Annotated in this window: 14 protein-coding genes; 12 read left to right on the top strand and 2 right to left on the bottom strand. The window is 45.4% G+C overall.

Annotated elements, in window-relative coordinates:
* The first annotated feature begins 75 nt into the window (after nucleotides 1-75).
* From ACLWBB_RS02935 to ACLWBB_RS02980, 10 genes are read left to right on the top strand one after another with little or no spacing between them, the layout of a single operon-like run.
* Nucleotides 76-1,131, top strand: a complete 1,056-nt coding sequence (locus tag ACLWBB_RS02935; RefSeq protein ID WP_413290064.1) for a tetratricopeptide repeat protein — start codon at nucleotides 76-78, stop codon at nucleotides 1,129-1,131.
* A 3-nt stretch (nucleotides 1,132-1,134) separates the two neighbouring features.
* Nucleotides 1,135-1,758, top strand: a complete 624-nt coding sequence (locus tag ACLWBB_RS02940) for a hypothetical protein (RefSeq protein ID WP_413290065.1) — start codon at nucleotides 1,135-1,137, stop codon at nucleotides 1,756-1,758.
* Nucleotides 1,755-3,005 (top strand): glycosyltransferase family 9 protein, encoded by a 1,251-nt coding sequence (locus ACLWBB_RS02945; RefSeq protein WP_413290066.1) that lies wholly within the window; start codon nucleotides 1,755-1,757, stop codon nucleotides 3,003-3,005. The genes ACLWBB_RS02940 and ACLWBB_RS02945 overlap by 4 nt, the downstream gene beginning before the upstream one ends.
* Entirely contained in the window at nucleotides 2,956-3,129 is a 174-nt protein-coding gene (locus ACLWBB_RS02950; protein WP_413290067.1) for a hypothetical protein, read from the top strand. Before ACLWBB_RS02945 ends, ACLWBB_RS02950 begins: the two co-directional genes overlap by 50 nt.
* A complete protein-coding gene (locus ACLWBB_RS02955; protein ID WP_413290068.1) occupies nucleotides 3,101-4,558 on the top strand; it encodes a glycosyltransferase family 9 protein in 1,458 nt (485 codons plus the stop codon). Before ACLWBB_RS02950 ends, ACLWBB_RS02955 begins: the two co-directional genes overlap by 29 nt.
* The gene (locus ACLWBB_RS02960; RefSeq protein ID WP_413290069.1) at nucleotides 4,536-6,569 is read left to right on the top strand and encodes an ATP-binding protein; all 2,034 of its coding nucleotides are present in this window, start codon (nucleotides 4,536-4,538) and stop codon (nucleotides 6,567-6,569) included. The genes ACLWBB_RS02955 and ACLWBB_RS02960 overlap by 23 nt, the downstream gene beginning before the upstream one ends.
* Nucleotides 6,566-6,919 (top strand): response regulator, encoded by a 354-nt coding sequence (locus tag ACLWBB_RS02965; protein ID WP_413290070.1) that lies wholly within the window; start codon nucleotides 6,566-6,568, stop codon nucleotides 6,917-6,919. The genes ACLWBB_RS02960 and ACLWBB_RS02965 overlap by 4 nt, the downstream gene beginning before the upstream one ends.
* The gene (rsmD, locus tag ACLWBB_RS02970; RefSeq protein ID WP_413290071.1) at nucleotides 6,916-7,485 is read left to right on the top strand and encodes a 16S rRNA (guanine(966)-N(2))-methyltransferase RsmD; all 570 of its coding nucleotides are present in this window, start codon (nucleotides 6,916-6,918) and stop codon (nucleotides 7,483-7,485) included. The genes ACLWBB_RS02965 and rsmD overlap by 4 nt, the downstream gene beginning before the upstream one ends.
* On the top strand, nucleotides 7,478-7,966 hold the full coding sequence (coaD, locus tag ACLWBB_RS02975) for a pantetheine-phosphate adenylyltransferase (RefSeq protein ID WP_413290072.1): 489 nt from the start codon (nucleotides 7,478-7,480) through the stop codon (nucleotides 7,964-7,966). Before rsmD ends, coaD begins: the two co-directional genes overlap by 8 nt.
* Nucleotides 7,963-9,162 (top strand): pyridoxal phosphate-dependent aminotransferase, encoded by a 1,200-nt coding sequence (locus ACLWBB_RS02980; protein WP_413290073.1) that lies wholly within the window; start codon nucleotides 7,963-7,965, stop codon nucleotides 9,160-9,162. The genes coaD and ACLWBB_RS02980 overlap by 4 nt, the downstream gene beginning before the upstream one ends.
* 20 nt (nucleotides 9,163-9,182) lie before the next feature.
* Here ACLWBB_RS02980 and ACLWBB_RS02985 read toward each other — a convergent pair whose 3' ends face one another.
* Both ACLWBB_RS02985 and ACLWBB_RS02990 read right to left on the bottom strand, forming a co-directional pair.
* Nucleotides 9,183-10,532, bottom strand: coding sequence for a hypothetical protein (locus ACLWBB_RS02985; protein ID WP_413290074.1), 1,350 nt, complete (start codon nucleotides 10,530-10,532; stop codon nucleotides 9,183-9,185).
* 165 nt (nucleotides 10,533-10,697) lie between these two features.
* Nucleotides 10,698-11,984 carry a hypothetical protein gene (locus ACLWBB_RS02990; protein WP_413290075.1) on the bottom strand — a complete coding sequence of 429 codons (1,287 nt, stop codon included), beginning with the start codon at nucleotides 11,982-11,984 and terminating at the stop codon, nucleotides 10,698-10,700.
* 192 nt (nucleotides 11,985-12,176) lie between these two features.
* Here ACLWBB_RS02990 and ACLWBB_RS02995 point away from each other — a divergent pair, with 192 nt between their 5' ends.
* The gene (locus tag ACLWBB_RS02995) at nucleotides 12,177-12,998 is read left to right on the top strand and encodes a DUF2802 domain-containing protein (RefSeq protein WP_413290076.1); all 822 of its coding nucleotides are present in this window, start codon (nucleotides 12,177-12,179) and stop codon (nucleotides 12,996-12,998) included.
* A 124-nt stretch (nucleotides 12,999-13,122) separates the two neighbouring features.
* Entirely contained in the window at nucleotides 13,123-14,484 is a 1,362-nt protein-coding gene (locus tag ACLWBB_RS03000) for a hypothetical protein (protein ID WP_413290077.1), read from the top strand.
* Nucleotides 14,485-14,496 lie beyond the last annotated feature (12 nt).

A 14,496-nucleotide genomic window follows, 5' to 3' on the forward strand; every position in this document is an offset into this window, starting at 1 on the left:
AATAGCATTGGCACCATGGTTGCTTTTCTAAAAGGGAGGACGAAGAACTCGTCCCTTTAAGGAGAAGGAACGCCGATGTTAGAATTACACAACCTTCAAAAGTCCAGTGACCTTACGACCGGTCCTGAAAATCTTTCGAATGTAGATCCAGTTAAACCCGAGATTTATTTTGACCGTCAAGCTGCGCTTCGCGAGTTTGATCGCGAAACGGAACTCGCTCGAAAGCAAGAGGTTCAAGACTCTCTCGATGAAAAGTCGGCGACTCTCCTCGCAAACGCTCGCGTATTGATGAAGCATCAGGAATATTCCCTGGCTTTGAATCTTCTGCGTACGGCGTCTAATCGCAACTCGAAAAATATGGCTGTCATTAACTTATTGGCAGACTGCCTCGAGAAAACTCAACGCTTTGATGAAGCACTTAAAGTACGTAATGCAGCCGTACGTGTAGAGTGCAGCTTCGATCAAGTTCAGAAGCTTGCGACTCTTTACTACAAGCTCGGTCGTGACGAAGAGGCACTTCGCCAATACTTCGAAGCGTTGTCTCTGTTAACAGAAGAGAACGAAGCTATTTTTGATATTTATAAAAACATGGGAAATATTCTTGTGCGCCAAGGAGACTTCGAAGGTGCAGAGGAGTATTACAATAAGGCTTATACCCTAAATCCACAGTCAGACACATTGCTTGTTAACTTCGGGACACTTGAAGTGCAACGACAAGATTATGACAAGTCACTTTATTGTTTCCGCCAAGCCGTAGAAGCCAATTCTAAGAATGACAAAGCTTGGGTAGGACTTGCGATGGTGCATGCTCAGTTCGGAGATCAAGAGCTTGCATGGGCAAATCTGGAAACTGCTGTGGATATCAACCCAGCAAACAGAACTGCAGTTCTGCTTCTTGCAAATTGGGGTCTGCGTGACAGCCGCCAGGAGCAAGGAATTGCCGTCCTTCAAGATTATCTAGGCCGCGTCGAGTTTGACGAAGATCTATCTTTGGTGCTGATCAACCTTTATTGCAGCACAAGCCAAATTGCAGAAGCCAAGCTTGAGTGTGAACGCGTGCTTTTGTGGAATCCGGCAAATCAAGAAGTGGCCTCTTTGCGCGAGAAACTAAAAAACATCAAGAAAGCATAAATTATGAGCATCATTTCATTTTCTGAAAACAGTGAAGGATATTTGATTCCGTTAGAAGACCAAAAAGCTTTGTGCAGCTTTGAAAATCCAATTGAAGAAGCTGAAAAGTGGGTCGCACAACAAAACGTGACAATCTCTAACGAGATCGTTCTCTTAGGTTTGGGCGCCGGCTTTCATTTGAAAGCTTTGAAAGAAGCTCATCCGTATTTGAAAATTCACGTGATTGAAGTGCGTGACCAGTTGTTGCCTATCTATAAGAAGCAGATTCAATCTCAGGTCGAGAACTATTCTTGTTTCCAAAGTCTTGATGCGCTTCTTGCTTCTGATGCTTTTGAGAACATCATTATGAAGTCTTTGCCGGTTTATTTCATGAGAAGTTCTTGGGGGGCCCAAGAAGACCTATTCTATTCTTTGTGGAAGAACCTCACAGGCCGCTCTGTTTATGCAATTGCAAAACAATTCGCAAATCTTGGAGTTGAGATCGACGAAGGAACATTGTCGTCTTTACAACAAACTGAAAAGCCACTGTCTATCAAAGAGGCGACGGACATCATCGTGAATTCTGACAGCCAAGTTGCAAAAGAAAACCGTGGTTATTTTGAAACCTTGAGAGAACTGCTGAAATGATGATTTTGGGGATTTCACTTTTAAGATTGGGGGATTTGATTTTGCAAAAACCCCTGATTGAGGGTTTGCGTAAAAAGCATCCTCAAAGTGAAATTCATTTGCTGATCAACAAGCAGTTTTCGCAAGTAGAGTTTCTTTTCGAAGGCTTAGTGGATCGTTTTATTTATTTTGATCGCGAGTCTTTACAAAAAAGCTGCGGCGAAAAAGAATACAATATCCTTTGGGGCTACCATCAGCTGAAAAGTTTGGTTGATGATATTAATAAGAACACTTACGAAACAGTTTACAACTTTACTCACAATCGCTTAACGGCGCACTTGGCGGGAATGATCAATTCTTCCAATAAAGTTGGCATCTATTCCGTTCAAGGTCAATTTTATGGCCTGACAAATCCGTGGATTCAATTTTTCAATAACTACTTTGGCAGACCTGAAGCGACGGGCTTTCACTATACGGAACTCTTAGCGCGTGCTTTGGAGATTCCTCTGCAGCAACCCTCGATTAAATGGAAACGCCCGCACCTTCTGAAGACGATCCTTATACAGCCTTTAACAAGTGACGTGAAAAAGAACTGGAGCTTACAGAAATACAAAGCTCTGGCAGAGCGGTTACAGCAAGAGACCGGCTATCAAGTCAAAGTTTTGGGTGCGCCATTTGAGAAAGCACAGCTCAGCACGGTTTTTGACGAAAAAGATCTTTATATTTGCGATTTCAACAATGCCGCAAAAGCCTTGCAGGACGCGGCTTTGCTGGTGACAGGCGACACAAGTGTAAAACACTTGGCGGCACTTTATGACGTTCCAATATTAGAGCTGTCTTTGGGCAGTAGCCAGCCGTTACAGGTAGGAGCCTACTCTAACAATGCGGTCATTTTGCAACCAAGAGTGGCTTGTGGTCCTTGCCCTCATTCTAGTCCATGTTCACAGCGGTCTCATCTTTGTGGAGAGAGCTTGGATGTAGAGCCGGTTTTTGAATCGGCACGCATGTTATTGAATTTAGAAAGAACCGAATGGCTACAATTTAGCCAGAAAAATCCGGATTTAAATGTTTTAAGAACAGAGATCGGGGATTTGATGGGTTGGACCATCCAATGCCTATCACTGGCGCAAAAGAATCAATTTGAACAAGTTATTCAAAAAAAGACGATGATCGTCGAAGAACTCAATCGACGTCATCAAGCAGTTAAGGGAGCCTCCAATGAACAACGAACTAGAAAGTTACCTGACAGTGGCGCTGAAGCGTCTTGAAAAGGCCTATAAAGAGGTTTTGAAAACTCAGGGCTACAATGAAGAGACAGAAAAATTAAAACTACTTACAGAACTCGTTAAAGAACAGGGAAGTCATGAAAATTCTAGTGCTTCAACTCGCTAGACTTGGCGACATCTACATGACGTGGCCCGCTTTGCGCGCCATTAAAAGAATGCATCCGAATTGCGAGTTGCATTTCTTAACACGCTCGAAGTTTGGCGCAGCGACAGAAGGCCTCAAAGTCGTAGACCATCATCTTCAAATGCCGACCAAATTCTTTTTGGAGCCTCTTATTCAGCCGACGCTGGATTTAGAAGATGCGATGAAGCGTCTTGGAACCTTTGTCGACGCTCTAAAAGCGGAAGAGTATGACTGGGTGATTAACTATACATTCTCTCCGGCTTCCAGTTATCTGACCCATGCGATTACCGGTCCGAAGACTCGAGTGACTGGTTATACTCGTCACTCGGACGGGTTCTTGGGAATTCCAGATGAAGTCAGTGCCTATTTTTATGCTCAGGCCGGAGTGACTGGGTATAACCGTGTCCATTTGACGGATCTATTTATTTCGATGTTGGGCTATGACTATGTTGATTCCGACTGGGATCCGCCACAAGTGGATGGCCGTGACTTCGGATTGCCCGAGAAATTTATATTGGCTCATATCGGCGCATCCGAAGCTAAAAAATCTCTGCCACCTTTTAAGTGGGCGCGTGTTCTAAAAAACTTCTTTGATCATAATCTTGAAACACCTGTAGTGATGATCGGCGCAGCCAACGAAAGAAATTTGGGCGAAGCGATCGAAGCTGGTGTTAGTCGTGGTCGTATCATTAACTTGATTGGGCAAACTCAGCTCAGAGAAGTTTTCCATCTTTTGAAAAGCGCGCAAATGCTCGTGGGCTGTGATAGTGCTCCGATGCATATGGCAGGTTTAACCAATACACCGTGCTTAAATATTAGTTTTGATTCCGTGAATTTCTGGGAGACCGGTCCAAAAGCGACCCACAGCTTTATTTACAAAGCCAGTTTCCCCGAGGACGTGGTTTCGGAAGAGCTGGGTGCATATATGCATCAGGTTTTGCAAGGCAAAGCGCCCGCAGAACTCATTCAGCGCAGTTCAGGTTTAGAAAGCTACCAAGTTCCACAAGAAGATCCCCAAGAACTCTTTACTTGGAACTTGGTTCAAGCATTGTACTTGAGCGGTAACTTCCCGGTGACGGACAACCTTCAGTTCTGTCAGGCCATTTCGAAAATTTACGAGGTCAATGATCTTGCTCGGCAGAACATCCGCCAGATCCCCGACAAAGGTCTGGAAGTGATGGCGCCGTTGTTAGACCGAGCAGACGAGGTCATCGCAGCTGTGGCGCGTGTTATGCCTTCGGTAGCGCCTATTGTGAAGTGGTATCAAACTGAAAAGGCACGTATTCCGGCAGGAAGTCAGGAAGAAGTGGCGCAGTGGACCTTAGAGGTCCATGAAAAGCTGCAAAGAATCTTGAGCGTTTATATGCTTGAAGATAGCATTAAAGCTCATGAATCAAACTTTAAAGAGTGATGCTCATCCTATTTTGTGGATTTCGAAAGAGCCTTTGCCGCAGGAATACCGTGGCTTAGGCTTGAGCATGAAGGTGGATTGGGCCGAGGCTCAGTCCGCCATTCAAGCAGAGCGCCTTTTGCAAACCGGCCGTTTCTCGGTGGTTTTGGTCTCTTCTGATATGGAAGAGAACGTCGCTCTGGATTTGCTGTATCTTGCAAAAATTCATCAAGCCTTTTCAAGTCGTATCTTTCGCTCTGAAGAAATGAGCGAGCGTGTGATCCGCGAAGGCATTAATCGCGGCCAAGTGCTAAGAATTATTCCTCAAGAGCTGGATATAAAAACCTTTCAAGGATTTTTGAACGGGGCTTTGGAAAAGCATCTGCAACGTTCGCAACAATCTCAGTTGTTGAGAGAGTCTTCGCGCCAGAACCGCGAGCTTGAAGGACTTACCAATAGCTTGGAAGAAATCGTTGAAGAGCGGACTTTGCATATCGAGATTTCTCATACAGAAGAAAGCGAAAAGCTTAGCCGCGAACGATTGCTGATCCGTTTTATCAAAGAATTGGCTGCGCAAGGTTCCTTCGAAGACATTCTGCAGGTTTTGCGTCGAGAATTGCGTAAATTTCATAAATTAGGTGATCCGATTTTGGCTTTCCGTTTCGGAGGTTCAAAAACTTCTTTGATGAGCTTTCATGGTGGACAGTTCACTCAGTCTGAAAGCGCGATCGATATTGAGTTTCCGGACAAGTATCATGCAAATCACCCGGGCTTGGTGAAGAGTTTTGCAAATCACTATGGGCGTCCGTTTATTAAAACCCTGATGTTCCCTTTGGAATTGAAGTTGATTCGCCAGTTGGACGAAGGAAAAGCCGAAGCAATTTTATGTTTTGAAAGTTCTTTGGCGGATAAAGAACTAGCGTTCTTCTTAGAATATATCAATGACCGCTTAGGCCCCTTGAGTATGGCTCTGGACCGTGTACTTTTAGAAAATAGACTTTCTATTTTTTCATACCGTTGGGAAAAAACTTTCGACAGCATGAAAGATCCTATCGCCATTGTCGATGTGGATTACGAAGTCGTACGCTCTAATAAAAAGTTTTCTGAACAACTGGTTGGACAAAGATGTCATGAGCGTTTTGCGGGAAGAACCGATATTTGCCCTGGTTGTCCAGTTTCTCAAGCGCTGAAAGATAAAACATCTGAAAGTGGGCAGATCCAAGTGGGATCTCGCACGTACCAAGTTTACAGTTACCCAGTTGTGATTGAAAGTGGCAGCCGTTCTACGAATGTCGTGAACCAGTACGTCGATATTACGGAATCTCGTGAGTTGTACTTAAAGGTTCTGCAAAGCGAGAAAATGGGTGCCATCGGAAAACTTGCGGGCCACATCGCCCACGAGCTGAACAATCCCCTAACAGGATTGAGATCCTTGGCACAAGTACTTTTGCAAGAAGCTCCGAAAGGGGAATCTTTGCATTCAGACTTGCAAGAAATTGAAAAGGCCGCGCTTCGCTCGCAGAAAATTATTAAAAATCTTTTGGAGTTTTCGCAGAACGACAGTCAACCTCAGGTTCTGATTTCTGTGGATGAAATCGTGGAAAAGACGCTACCAATGCTGAAGACAGCGCTACGCTCTCATCGCTTCCAACTAAATCTGAAGTCTCGCGAGGCTTTGGTGGAAGTCGAGCCGCATTTGCTGCAACAGGTGGTTTTCAATTTGGTGAACAACGCCTGCCAAGCGATGAAGGACCCGGGGACTTTGACGGTGAGTGCCGTTATTTCGTCACAACACCCACGCTTTGTTGAACTGAGCGTCAGGGATACCGGGGCAGGGATTCCCAAAGATATTCAAAATAAAATATTCGAAGCCTTTTTTACCACAAAAAAAGAAGGACTTGGCACCGGGCTTGGTTTAAGTATGTCGAGATCCATTGTGGAACGATTTGGTGGCGAAATTCGCTTTGATTCCGAGATGGGAAAAGGCACCGTGTTTTACATCAATCTTCCGATTAGAGAGATGGCGAAATGAAAATCTTAGTTGTCGATGATGAACCTCTTGTGCGGAGATCCTTGGGCCGAGCGCTGAAAAGCCGGGGGCACGAGATTTTGGAAGCCGAAGATGGTTTGCAGGGTCTGACGATGTGGCGCGAACAAAAGCCTGATTTGGTTTTTTTGGATGTGCTTATGCCAAAGATGACGGGCCCTCAAGTATTGGCTGAGATGGGTTCTCAGCACAACGGCAAAGTGATTTTAATTTCGGCGTTTTCCGGAGAGCACAATATGGAAACCGCAGTGCAAATGGGTGCGGACTTGTTTATTCCTAAACCCTTTGAAGATATTTTCTCGATTGTGAGTGTGGCTGAGGACTTGGTGAAATGAGAATTATTTCTGGCAAATACAAAGGGCATCCGTTGGTAGAATTCAAAGCGGATCACATTCGTCCCACAACAGACCGTGTGAAAGAAACTTTGTTTAATAAATTGATGTTTGAGCTTGAAGGAACCAAAGTTTTGGATTTGTTTGCCGGAACTGGAAATCTTGGGATCGAAGCTCTGTCCCGTGGGGCCCGCGAAGTGACTTTTGTGGAAAAGCACCCCAAGTCCTTGGAAATCTTGAAAAAGAACCTGGCAAAACTAAAAATCCCGGCCGTCGATTACAAAATCATCAATGCGGACGTCTTAACCTATCTGAAAAAGTACAACGACGAACCGTTTGATATCATTTTTGCGGACCCGCCATTTACAGAAAAAATGGCCCACGCAGTCATGGAGCATGCAAGCCTTAGTCAGGCCTTTGGAGCTCACACTCTATTGACGATTGAGTCGGAACGACGCGAGCGTATGGAGGATTTGTACGGCGATCTAGAGCGTTACGACCATCGCGAGTTTGGCGACAAAATCCTTTCTTTCTTCTCGAAAAAACGAGATAAAGAAAGCCATGAGTAAGGTCGCAGTTTATCCCGGCAGTTTTGATCCCATCACTCTTGGCCACGTCGATATTATCCAAAGAATTTCGCATCTCTATGAAGAGACCGTGGTCTTGATTTCGCAATCTCCGAACAAGGCATCTTTGTTCACACCTCAGGAACGAAAAGAACTTATCGAAAGAAGTCTGTCGCATCTTAAAAATGTGCGCGTGGATATTCACGAGGGGCTTACGACGGACTACATGAAAACTGTGAACTCACAAGTGATCGTGCGCGGATTGCGTGCGGTTGTGGATTTTGAATACGAGCTCACCATGGCCAATATGAACAAGATGCTGGCTCCGAGTATTGAAACACTCTTGGTCTTCGCGGATCCGAAGTACTACTTCATTTCTTCGCGCGGAGTGAAAGAGGTGGCTCAGCACGGTGGTTCTTTGCAAGGTCTCGTGACAGATGTTGTGGCGGATGCCCTGACCAAAAAAATGAAGAGGTCCAAATGATTTTATCTAAAAGAGCTCAGAACTTAAAAACCTCTCCAACTCTTTTCTTGGTGGCTAAAGCGAAAGAGCTTCAAGCTAAAGGACATCCGGTCATCTCTTTGACGGTGGGTGAGCCTGATTGGCCAACTTTCCCAGTGGCTGCCAGAGCGGGCCAAGAGGCCATCGAAAAGGGCATCACAAAATACACGCCTGCTAACGGGACTGCGGAACTTCGCCAAGCAGTCGCAGACAAAATCAAACACGAAATCGGTCTTGAATACGGTGTTAAGAATGTCACTGTTGCTTCGGGTGCTAAGTTTATTATCTTTGGGGCTCTGCAAATGCTGTGCAGTCCTGGCGATGAAGTGATCATCAATTCTCCGTACTGGGTAAGCTATCCAACAATGGTAGAGCTTGCAGACGGTGTTCCTGTTGTCGTCGATTGTGGTGAAGCGGATCATTTCAAAATGACCCCTGAGAAACTTGAAAAAGCGATTACTCCAAAAACACGCGTTTTTCTGTTCTGCTCTCCGAGCAATCCGACAGGACTTGTCTATACGCATGAAGAGTTGAAAGCTTTGGCGCAAGTTTTAAACCGCCATCCTCATGTGATGGTGATTTCTGATGATATGTACAATCGCCTGATGTTTGACGGCTCTAAAGTGGCTCCACATATTTTGCATGTAGCTCCTGAGTTGAAAGACCGCGTAGTGCTTGTAAATGGGGGTTCTAAGGCTTACTCGATGACCGGGTGGCGCATTGGCTGGGCTGTGGGTCCAGAGAAGCTTATTACGGCGATGGGCGATTATCAGAGCCAGTCGACGGGATCACCGTCGAGCATTTCTCAGTACGCGGCTGTAGCAGCGCTGAAGCATACAGAGCCCGATATTGAAGCTGTCGTTAAAACTTTGATCCAAAGAAAAATTGCTGCGATGGAAGAGTTTAAAAAGGTCCCGCAATTGCGCGTGATCGAGCCCCAAGGTGCTTTCTACCTTTGGGTGGATATGAAGTCCTTGTATGGAAAGACATACAAAGGAACGAAGATCCATGGCTCTAAAGACTTCGCGGATATCTTATTGAACGAGTACTATGTTGCGACAGTGCCGGGTTCTGAGTGCGGTTGTGATGGGTATTTGCGTTTGAGCTTCGCTTGCTCTGAAGGGCAAATGAAAGAAGCCATCCAGAGGATGGCTTCTTGTATGGCTCAGTTAAGTTAATAATAATCCGTTATTTTAAATTACTGACTACATTTGTAGTTCAAGTGAACTACTTGTCCTTGGCTCAAAGCAGGGTTGAAAGTTACAACCGCACCGCTGACTGAGAAGGAATTGGTTGGAGCACCGCCGATGTCCACTTTTAGTGATCCAGCTACAGGCTCACACTCCAATGACAACTTATCAAGCTTGTTCACAACAACATCGCTGAACAGGTTCAGCTGCAAGTCTTGAGAACAGAGGCTTGCTACCTTACCATTCGTTAAGCGTGAAGCTTCCGCGTACACTGTACCAGTGTAGTGTGGAGAGTAGTAAGGAACGCCGTCTTTAATGAAGCTAGCGTTTTCGTTTAATTGCTTAGTACAAGCTTCAGATTCCGAGATGATCGAGTTAAAAGTGAAGCGAGCTGTATCTCCGAACACTGAGTTTGCTTGAGAGACTAGATTCGAAGGCATGTCTTGGAATTCCAAAACACGGATGCTGCCATCATTGTAGTTACGGCAAGCAGGAATCTCTTTATCGCCCAAAGCTGTATTTACACGAGAGCAGTTACCAGCAACGCTGCGTTCGTCTTCGTCAGACAAAAGAATTACAGCTACTGAAGAACCTTGGCGATAGCAACCAGTTGTATTGTTCGCGCCGCTAGATTTCCAGTTTGCAAAGTGGTTGTAAGCTGCTTTCACACCACGCTCGTCACCAGTTCCAGAGTCACCGGCGCCAAGAAGCGGAATTGTGTTATTAAAGATTTGACCGTTAGAAGCCAAAGCCGCCTTAGTCAAAACAGTCTGGTTGTTAGACCATGGGAGTGAAACCCCCCAGTGCCATGAACCGCCAGAGTAAGCGCCTGTGCAATATCCACCACGGCAATTATGAGTGCCTGTGCCAGTTGCCGTACCACCTTTATTCATATCAGTAGTAACGGTTAAGCACATTTGCCAGTCGATTTGCAGCTCATTCATACGAGCAGCCAAAGCCGTCATTGATTGCGCCATCTTTTGTTGAACGGCGATCATTGAAGCTGAGTTGTCGATAACAAGTAGGAAGTCTACTTGGTTTTTGTGGGCAGGTACTGTCAGATTATAATCTACTGTACGTGGACCACTTGGTGGTGGTGTAGGTGTCGGTGTAGATCCTGGAGTTCCGCCGCCGCCTGGTATGGCACCGTCGTCTCCATCGTCGCGGCCACCGCCGTCGTTGCCAGCGATATTACCGTCATCGCCAGGATTATTGCCTCCGGTGCCTGAAGTGGTTCCAGTTCCATCCGTAGATGAACTTGCAGTAAAACGTACATTTCCACAGGCAGCCAGAAACGAAATTAAGAGAAAAGAAGTCACAACCCCTGTAAGAGGTCTCTTAAAAATATTCTGAGCCATGGTATTCCCCCTGATAGAAAAGGTAACACACTAGGGACAATAGACAAACTTATAATTACCACATTCTTACTTTGAGACGGGCTATTGACGAGAGGATTTTTTTGAGGTGTCGAGTAGTTTTTCGAGTGAAAAACTACTCGACAGTCGGTCAGTTTTCTAACAGTGCTAGTTGTTACACTTGTAAGTCATAGTAACGCGTTTGCCTTCGACAATCGCGTTGTTAAATTTCAAGCTGGCGCCAGACAACGTATAGTCTGTTGTCGAGGCCCCATCGATTGCTACGCTTAAAGTACCTGCCACTGGAGCACACTCCAAAGTCAGAGTAGACAAAGAGTTCAGGATCTTATCTTTAAAGACATTTAGGTTCGTAGAGAAGTCACTCGCACAGATACTACCGATACCGCCGTTCGTTAGGCGAGACGTCTCCATATACTTAGTACCTTGATGGCTTGGGGCTTTTTCGCCCTTTTCATCTGCGGTATTGTCCTGGACGCTTTCGCAAGAGCTATCAGCTACTACGATCGAGTTAAATGTAAAGCGTACGTTCGCGCCGAACATGCTCTTTGCCTGAGTCAGGAGCGTATTCGGCATATCTGCAGGCTCTAAAGCCTTACAAGTTGCAGGGTCTTCGCGCATAGCAGATTTGATACGAGAACAATCGCCACCGACGCTGCGTTCGTCTTCATCTGAGATAACGATAACAGCTACAGCAGCATCTTTACGATAACAGCCACTTGTGCCAACAGCGCCCGGCTCACCATTATAGAAGTGGTGATAAGCTGCTTTGATACCGCGTTCGTCACCAGAACCTGCGACACCCGCGCCAATTGCGTTGATTGTCTTCGTGAAGATATCGTTCAAACCGCTCGTCCCTTTTTTAAGAACATAGCGAGGAGTCCCAGCAGCAGGCGAGTAGCCTTCCCAGTTTACAGAAGCACCCCAGTAGTATTTGCCGTCACTTAATTTTTGATCACGAGTTACAGTCACGCACATTTGCCAATCCATCGGAACGCTTTGGCTTTCCAATTGAGTAGCAAAGCCCGAAAGCTTGCTTGCAAGTTTCAACTGATCGGTTTTCATTGAACCGGAATCGTCGATCACTAACAGAAGATCTACTTTGTTAGGATTCGCAGGAACTACTTGAGAATATGTCACAGTCCGTGGAGATGCTGGAGTCGGCGTCGGTGTAGGAGTAGAGCCCGGAGGAGTCACCGTTGGAGTCGGTGTGCCACCTGGAGGAGTGACTGTCGGAGTTGGTGTACCGCCCGGAGGCGTTGCTGTTGGTGTAGGAGTAGCTCCACCATTATCGTTGTCGTCAACAGAGCCTGGGGTATTGTCGTCTACCTTTTGTTCGGTTTCGGCATGGAACTTCACGTTTCCACAGGCAGTTAATGCCAGAGATAGTACTACAGGAAGAAAAATTCCTTTGAAGATAGAAAATGACGGCGCCATGGATGTATCCCCCTTGTCTTAGATTAGCACAGTGTAGTTTAGAGACAAAGGTAGCCCCCGTCTATTGGTCTTGTGTTCGAAGATAAACAGGACCATAACAAAACTTTTGTCTCAAACTGAGACCTTGGTCTGTTGTGACGAATCCATCTTTTCCTCTAAACTGAATGCATATAAGAACACGACGGAGGCCCTGTGAGCTTTTGGGTATTAGCGCAAGTATTGGTGAATTTGGTTCTGGTGGCAGGAGTGGTCGGGATTTGGATGCGTTTTCAGCGCCCGCAAAAAGACGATCCGCGCTTGAGCAAGGGTTTGCAGCTGCTGCAAAGTAAAATCGCCGTTCTAGAAGACCTTTCAGATCGCACTGAGGTTCAAGTTCAACAGTTGACGACGCTGCTTGAGCAAAAGGTTCGTGAAATCCAACAACAAGTTCAGCACTCTGACAAACAATTGCAGAAGATTGAGCAGAGTATGCAAAAGAGCCTCGAAGTCGCAAAGATCTTCCAGGATCGTATTCCTCATAGTGAAATTGTTGAACGCCAAAGCACTATTAAATATGTCAAAGCGGCGCGTTTGGCTCATCAAGGGATGAGCGTACAAGAGATCGCTTCTCAGGTAGATCTTTCTTTGGGCGAAATCGAAATGATCGCGAAGGTGAATAAAGACCAACTTATGTTCTGCGAAGAAAGTCTGCCAGAGTGGGCACAGTCTTCGACAGAGCCAGCAATTGCGAAAGAAACGGACGTCGATGCTTTCCAAGAATCTAGAATTGATATGGAAGCACCACTAAGCCGAGAAGTTCCAGTGGATCTGACAAAAGCATTTGAGGTCCCAAAAGCAGATCAAGAAGCTCTTAAAAAATTGGGAGATGCCTTCAGACAAGCTTGCGAAACAGCAAACCATCTTCAGCAAGTGACTCAAGGATTTGTAGAGGACAATAAAGTTTCTAAGGGAACACCTGCAAAAGCGAGTGGTCCGGTGATTCGTCCCGTCACATTCCCACGCATCGAAGGCTAATCAAAAGCGTTAAATTTAAATTGAGATCTGGTCGGTGACGGTTGTGTTACCGACTTTATAAGCTTTCTTCTTGGGCCTTGTGCTCACTATCTTCGACCTCTAAAACTGTGGCATATATCATGTCATGGAAAAGTTACTAGAGAGCAAAGCGGAACGAAGTTTTCAAGTGCAGGATTTCCTAGCGCTCTTGAAAAGACATTGTAAGTTATTCGCCGGGACATTTTTAAGTTTTCTATTAGTGTCTATTCTTATCTATACATTCAGGATTCCTTACGTGGCAAAGGGTCGTCTGCTTGTGAATGACTCGCAGAACAGTTCTTTGCAGGCTTTTTCTACCTCTTATTTTGGCATGACCAAATCCGTGGCTGACGGAAAAAAAGGCAACACGCAGATCGGCAAGCAGATAGAAGTTTTAAGAACACGCGAGTTCTATCAAAAGCTTTTGCAACATCTTGAAGACAGATCCAAGAGCAAAGATCTCAGTGTTGAAGAACAAAAAGCATTTGAAAATATCAAAGTGAAATATTTGGATGATGCACTTAAGGATGAAGAAAGTCGTCTAAATTTTATTATGAAAATGGATGCTTGGTCCCAGACGAAACTTGAATCTGATTATGAAATCCGTATTTCTTTTTCGACTCCCTCCAGAGATCTGTCTTTATTTCTGACGAATGCGACACTAGAACTATCGTCGGAGTTCTTAAAAGAACGTGAAATGCAAGAGATCCACGAAGTCGAAAAGTTTATTACCGAACAAAAACAGGTCGTCGACAAAACTATTCAAGGCTTGGCTCAGGAATTAGCTCACTTTCAAACACAGCCTGAGAATCTCATTTCGATGACAAGCCGGGAAAAAGTTGGAGAATATCTGTCGGAGCTGATGGTGCGAATCAACGAAACCCGTCTCAAGATTGCTGAGAACACAAATGATATCGCCTTTCTCCAAGGAGAAAAAGGTGACGAGAAAAATGCGGGCAGCAATCTCTATGGAGTCGGCGGCCGGATCGAAGCGCTTCGTCTTGAAAACAAATTACTTAATAGCCGTCTGGGCGAACTGCGCCAATCCGTGGATCGTATTGGAAAACACCTAAAAGTCTTACCAGTGGCGATGCAAATGCTGGAAGATAAGCGCAAAAAATCCGAGCTTGAATATGCAAAATATAAAGAGCTCAGCGAAACGCTGGCTAAAGTTGAGGCACAGAAGTTGTCTATTCGTGATCGCTTTGAAATTCTGGAAAGAGCACGAAGAGACAATACGGGTCCCCAAGTCGATATTCTGACTTTGGGATGTTTGAGCTTCATCATGGCTTTGGTTTTTGGCCTGACCTTCATTTATTTCAAATATCTTTGGGTGCCAATGATTCAACCTAAAGAAAGCGTGCGTGATATAACGGTGATAGACGACGATCACAATCAAGATCCACGCGTCGTTATTGAAAACGCCAAAATTAAATTCCAACTCGGCAATCACGGCTCTGTTGAATAAGGCAGAGCTTTA

This window comes from Bdellovibrio sp. HCB337 (assembly GCF_047302465.1).
Classification (GTDB): Bacteria; Bdellovibrionota; Bdellovibrionia; order Bdellovibrionales; family Bdellovibrionaceae; genus JACMRP01.